The sequence below is a fragment of the Nostoc sp. UHCC 0251 genome, from assembly GCF_034932245.1.
Classification (GTDB): Bacteria; Cyanobacteriota; Cyanobacteriia; order Cyanobacteriales; family Nostocaceae; genus Nostoc.
In genome coordinates, this window is sequence record NZ_JAYGHD010000470.1 from 1 (window position 1) to 5,185 (window position 5,185).

Here is a 5,185-nt window from a genome sequence, read left to right on the forward strand (position 1 = left end):
AATCATATTTGATTTCTGAAAATATTTCAGTAGGGTGTGTTATGCCGTAGGCTAAAGCACCATCCGAAGATTTTGGTGCGTTACGGAAGCCGTAACACTACATATACTTAGATTTTTTCATAAATCAAATACTAGTCCTATAGTTTTAGCACCAAGAGAAACTAAGGATCAGAATCTCCTAATCTTTTTTATTGTAATATTGCCTTGATTATGAGCGATCGCTTTGGAGCAAAATCCCATTGATGGGGCACGGCAAACCGTGCCCATATTCAGGCATGATCCAGAATAACGCCGTTCATCCAGTACCTATGGGGTGTCTAGTAGATTAGCTGTTGCGGGTGAATCGATGCTGGGCATTTTTACTGTGGAGTGGTGGAACAAAGTTTCCAGATAGACTCGGGCAGCACGGCGATCGCTATCTCCATTTTGGAGTAAAAACAATGATAGTGCCGCCGTCAATACCCTATTTTCATCCCAATCGGGATGAGATTCTAAGTAGTTTTTTAAGGATTCGTGGAGTGTTTCGGGAATTTCTGTAAAGATGCTAACCGTTGCTTTCATGAGATTTTCCTCCTATGAGGACAATCAAGAGGGACAAGTTGCTTGCGGTGAAACGGCAATCAGGCCACCTCACACGCTCTTTCGCTAGCCCGACAATCTACGCTTACATCTGATGGTAATATATTTTACACATTTGATGCCAACGGTTGAACGAACTATAAAAGCAAGCCGAATCATTGTGCGCCAAGAGGGGGTGGGTTTGTCAATGCTGCGAAATGTTAAAAACGAATGTATAAAAAATAAATACGAACGAAAGAATCAGTGCTAAGGGCTATTTTTCGTTACGTTACTTTACAAAAACTCAGTCCTTGAAGTTCCTTAGCACTGTTAATTAACAATCCCCAGTAAGACGGCAACAGCCTATTGACTCGTAGAGCACCTGTGGAAAACTGCTAAAATCTCTGTGGAAACCCTGTGGAATGAGTGAGAAAAATAGCAGCCAATGATAAGAATTACAAAAATGTCAATAAATCATGACATTTAAACTCATGAAATTAGCTTCTGAATCTCAATTATCATCGTGGCTGCCCTCGATAGATTCCCAGATATGGATTTTCGCAGTTGGTAGATTTCTCTCAGAAGTTGGCACTGGCTTTACCTTGTTTTACGCCCCCATCTTTTTTGTGAATCAACTTGGTTTATCTGCAACCAGTGTTGGGGTAGCCTTGGGTAGCGCCTCGATTTCCGGCATTGTAGGGCGGATTGTAGGTGGTTCTTTGGCTGATTCTGAATATTGGGGACGCCGCCGCACTTTGTTGCTAGCCACGGCGATTTCAGCCATTGGTTCTCTAGTTTTAGCTGCAACCGATAATTTTACTATTTTGGTGATTGGTAGCTTGATTAGCGGTTTAGGGATAGGTTTCTATTGGCCGGCTGCTGAAGCTGTTGTTGCTGACGCCAGCCAGATTGACAATCGCCGCGAAACTTTTGCGATCGCCCGACTAGCTGATAATCTTGGGTTAGCGATCGGAATTATGCTGGCAGGATTTTTGATCGCAATAATTGGGAGTTATCGATGGCTATTTGTTATTGATGCCATCTCTTTTATGGTATTTTTTGGGGTTGTCTATGTGGGAATTAGTGAAACTGAACAACAGCAGATAGGGGAATCTGAAAAGACAGAATATATTGCTTCTTGGTTAGCAGTATTAAAAGATGGGCGTTTCCTGGTCTACATAGCAGTTAATATATTCTTCACGATATATATTTCTCAAATTCATAGCACTTTGCCGCTTTATTTCAAAAACTTTGTCTTTGTAGATACTGCTAAGGGATTTACTGAAACTACCATTAGCGGACTATTTTCTTGGCATCTAGTGTTTGCCATCATCTGTCAGTTGCCTGTCACCAGCGCCTTAAAACGCTGCTCACATACACTCGCGCTGACTGTTTCCGCCATTCTTTGGGCGATTGGTTTTGGCCTGATTTGGGTAAGCGGCATTGCTCCATCTCATCATCTAGTTTGGGTAATATTGGCATTGGGAGTGTTTGCTGTAGCGATTGTCTCCTATACCCCATCTGCTGCTTCTTTAGTGACTGAGTTAGCCCCGGAAAACCAACGCGGTGTTTATTTTTCCATCAACGCTTTATGCTGGGCTATTGGCTCTTTTATTGGTCATCCCTTGGGTGGATGGGCATTAGATCATCCGCAAATTATTACCAATAGTTTCTGGCTATGCTTCATCTTGAGTGTAGCGATCGCTGTGGCAATTTTACAGTATCTCAATCGAATTTTGGCTGAGTAGGGGCGCACAGATGTGCGCTTATTTGTTCCCTTTATTGACGACGTTCTTGCAACTTACGATATACAGATTTTAAATCAACTTTATGGTGAGCTAAGGCAACCAAAGTATGATATAGCAAATCAGCCACTTCACCTGCGATCGCATCTGCTTCATCATCCTTAAAGGCCATTACCACCTCAGCAGTTTCCTCACCGATTTTTTTCAAAATTTTGTTATCGCCACCTGCGAATAGTTTACAGGTATAAGAACTCTCAGTAGGATTATCGCGGCGATCGCATATTATTTGAAACAATTGCGACAATGTATCCCCTGGTGGTGGGGCAATTTTTCCTTCTATTTGGTGAAAGCAGCTACGTTCTCCAGTGTGGCAGGCAATATCTCCTAATTGCTCTACACCTATAAGCAGCGCATCACTATCACAGTCATAACGGATACTCTGCACTTTTTGAATATGTCCAGAAGTCGCCCCCTTGTGCCAGAATTCTTGCCGGGAACGACTCCAAAACCAAGTTTCTTCAGTTTCTAAAGTTTTTTGTAACGACTCCTGATTCATCCATGCCATCATCAGGACAGTACCATCCAAATAATCTTGGACAATTGCAGGCACTAGACCCCGTTCATCGTAGCGAATTTCCTCAACAGGGATAGCGTCATGCAGTGAGTGCAAATCGTTAGAAGACATACCAGCTAGTTTGCTCTAATGAGAATAATTCATGGATTCACGATACCATTCTGATTAGGGCAACTGGCATGTTTTTTTGAATTGAACTATTTTATCTAGCTCTAAACAAGAACATTCCGTTCCATAGCAGACTGCATCTTTACAGCACTCAACGCGACTTTGTGAGCTTTTGAGGCTTCACCATACCAATGAATCGCCGAATTAAAAGCTGCTCGGTAAAGATCCTGGTATGCTTCAGATAATCGAGTTTGAATATCTAGAGGTAAGTCTTTATTCGAGTTGTATAACATATTATTATTTTTTGGTTCAGCTATTTATATAGGATAGAAATTCTAAGTAATTTTTGACACTATCCTAAGATAGAGCTTTTTATTGCCCACTGTTAGGAGAGAACCTTGGTAAATACCACAATTAAAACAACAAAATCACAAGAGGTCTTCGCCGCTGCTCAAAACCTCATGCCCGGAGGAGTTAGTTCTCCTGTTCGTGCCTTTAAATCTGTAGGTGGTCAACCCATCGTTTTTGACCGTGTTAAAGGCGCATATATTTGGGATGTAGATGGCAACCAATATATAGACTATGTAGGTACTTGGGGCCCAGCTATTTGCGGTCATGCTCATCCAGAAGTAATTTCAGCCTTGCATGAAGCTTTAGAAAAAGGCACGAGTTTCGGCGCTCCCTCAGTCCTGGAAAATGTTTTGGCAGAAATGGTTATCGATGCTGTTCCTAGCATCGAAATGGTCAGATTTGTTAACTCTGGAACTGAAGCCTGTATGGGAGTTTTGCGGCTGATGCGGGCTTTCACTAAACGAGATAAAATCATTAAGTTTGAAGGCTGCTATCACGGACACGCCGATACGTTTTTAGTGAAAGCAGGTTCTGGTGTTGCGACACTTGGCTTGCCAGACTCACCAGGAGTTCCGAAAGCGGCAACTAGCACCACTCTAACCGCGCCTTTCAATGACCTAGAATCCGTCAAAGCCTTGTTTGAAGAAAACCGCGACGAGATTGCTGGTGTGATTCTTGAGCCAGTTGTCGGCAATGCTGGATTTATTGCACCTGACGCTGGTTTCTTAGAAGGATTACGAGAACTGACTCATGAGCATGGAGCGTTGTTGGTATTTGATGAGGTGATGACAGGCTTCCGCATTGCTTACGGTGGCGCTCAGGAAAAATTTGGTGTTACTCCCGACTTAACAACCTTGGGTAAGGTGATTGGTGGTGGCTTGCCAGTAGGAGCCTATGGTGGCCGTCGAGATATTATGTCAATGGTTGCCCCCGCCGGCCCCGTATATCAAGCTGGGACTCTTTCTGGTAATCCCTTGGCGATGACTGCTGGTATAAAGACTTTAGAATTGCTGCAAAAGCCAGGTACTTACGAGTATCTTGACCGGATTACTAAAAAGCTAGCAGATGGTTTGCTGCAAATTGCCAAAGAAACTGGTCATGCAGCTTGCGGTGGTCAAATTAGCGCAATGTTTGGATTATTCTTTACCTCTGGCCCAGTTAATAACTACGAAGACGCGAAAAAGTCTGATACAGCTAAATTCGGACGCTTCCATCGTGGTATGTTAGAGCGTGGTATTTACTTAGCACCTTCTCAATTTGAAGCTGGGTTTACGTCTTTTGCTCACACTGAAGAAGACATTGAGCAAACTTTAGCAGTTGCACGGGATGTAATGTCTAGTCTGTAATGCAAACCTAGTCAAAGTAGAGGAGCCAATGCGTTGACTAGAGAACTGTGAGCCGAGGCTTCCTCTGTTCAAAACTTCTCTTCCCTTCTCTACCAGAGGTTTAGCTTGTTTCTTTGCTATAGCAACTAGGGTTATGTTAGCTGAAAGTACGCACTTGAATTGTTGATGGTGCGTTACGCTTTCAGCTAACGCACTCTACATGTTAACAGCCACAGCCTCCATGACTACAGCCTTTAATAGTTTTATGACCTTCAGCACAGCCTTGGGAGCAATAGTATTTGCCGTCTTCTTTAATAGCATCCTCAAGTGAAACGATACACAGGCAAGTCGGACAGGCGCATTTCATTTGGGTTACGGTTGTCATAACTTTCTCTATTTCCTGTTGAGATTACTTTAACAATACATGAATTGTTTCTGTCTGGTATGGGTCATATAGGACTAGTATTTAATTTATGAAAAAATCTAAGTATATGTAGGGGAGCCAGCCGCATGGGCGGGTTTCC

General features: G+C 42.9%; 5 protein-coding genes and 1 pseudogene. 2 read left to right on the forward strand and 4 right to left on the reverse strand.

The features are described from left to right. Positions 1 to 369 precede the first annotated feature (369 nt). A pseudogene (locus VB740_RS35685) lies at positions 370 to 561 on the reverse strand (DUF2811 domain-containing protein); the annotation flags it as partial. A gap of 488 nt (positions 562 to 1,049) precedes the next feature. Here VB740_RS35685 and VB740_RS35690 point away from each other — a divergent pair. Further along, entirely contained in the window at positions 1,050 to 2,306 is a 1,257-nt protein-coding gene (locus tag VB740_RS35690; protein WP_323204532.1) for an MFS transporter, read from the forward strand. A 31-nt stretch (positions 2,307 to 2,337) separates the two neighbouring features. On the opposite strand, the gene hisIE is transcribed toward VB740_RS35690, so the two are convergent. After that, entirely contained in the window at positions 2,338 to 2,988 is a 651-nt protein-coding gene (gene hisIE, locus VB740_RS35695) for a bifunctional phosphoribosyl-AMP cyclohydrolase/phosphoribosyl-ATP diphosphatase HisIE (protein WP_323204533.1), read from the reverse strand. Positions 2,989 to 3,089: 101 nt separating this feature from the next. Then, a complete protein-coding gene (locus VB740_RS35700; protein ID WP_100899632.1) occupies positions 3,090 to 3,278 on the reverse strand; it encodes a ChaB family protein in 189 nt (62 codons plus the stop codon). 105 nt (positions 3,279 to 3,383) lie between these two features. Between VB740_RS35700 and hemL the strand changes: the two genes are divergently transcribed. After that, positions 3,384 to 4,682, forward strand: coding sequence for a glutamate-1-semialdehyde 2,1-aminomutase (gene hemL, locus VB740_RS35705; protein WP_323204534.1), 1,299 nt, complete (start codon positions 3,384 to 3,386; stop codon positions 4,680 to 4,682). Positions 4,683 to 4,884: 202 nt separating this feature from the next. Here hemL and VB740_RS35710 read toward each other — a convergent pair whose 3' ends face one another. Further along, positions 4,885 to 5,046 (reverse strand): metallothionein, encoded by a 162-nt coding sequence (locus tag VB740_RS35710; protein ID WP_323204535.1) that lies wholly within the window; start codon positions 5,044 to 5,046, stop codon positions 4,885 to 4,887. Between the last annotated feature and the right edge of the window lie 139 nt (positions 5,047 to 5,185).